The organism is Streptomyces colwelliae, from assembly GCF_048158785.1.
In the GTDB taxonomy this organism is placed as follows: domain Bacteria; phylum Actinomycetota; class Actinomycetes; order Streptomycetales; family Streptomycetaceae; genus Streptomyces.
Map to the genome: position 1 here is coordinate 1 of NZ_JBLTJC010000927.1, position 486 is coordinate 486.

Here is a 486-nt window from a genome sequence, read left to right on the forward strand (position 1 = left end):
TCTGTCGACCGTCACCGTGCATGTGCGGCGGTTGCGCGGGAAGGTCGAGGACGATCCGGGGCGGCCGCAGTTCATCCAGACGGTGTGGGGGATCGGGTACCGCTTCGATCCCACCGGCACCGAGGGGGAGTGACCGGTCATGCGTGACGCCCTGCTCATCGCGCTTTTCGCCTTTCTCGGAGCCGCTGCCGCCGGGGTGCTCGGTGCCGGCGCCCTGTGGCTGCTGCGGCGGCGGTCGCTCACCGCGTCCGTGTCCGTCGTCGCCGCGGTCGCCGTGACCGCGATGCTCGCCGGGACGCTGGCCGTGGCGCAGGCGATGTTCCTCTCCCGGCACGATCTGTCCGTGGTCACGACGGTGGTCGCGATGGCCGCCGTCGTCTCCCTGCTCACCGCCCTGCTGCTCGGCCGCTGGGTCGTCGCCCGCAGCCGTGAACTCGCCCTCGCCGCCCGCGACTTCGGCGACGGCGGCGAGGGCGAGTTCACGGC

1 protein-coding gene and 1 pseudogene are annotated in these 486 nt (G+C 72.8%); both read left to right on the forward strand.

From position 1 onward, the window contains the following. On the forward strand, positions 1-133 hold a 133-nt coding region (locus tag ACNFOC_RS55200), incomplete at its 5' end, for a winged helix-turn-helix domain-containing protein (protein ID WP_416966419.1). Positions 134-139: 6 nt separating this feature from the next. Next, positions 140-486, forward strand: a pseudogene (locus tag ACNFOC_RS55205) (two-component sensor histidine kinase); the annotation flags it as partial.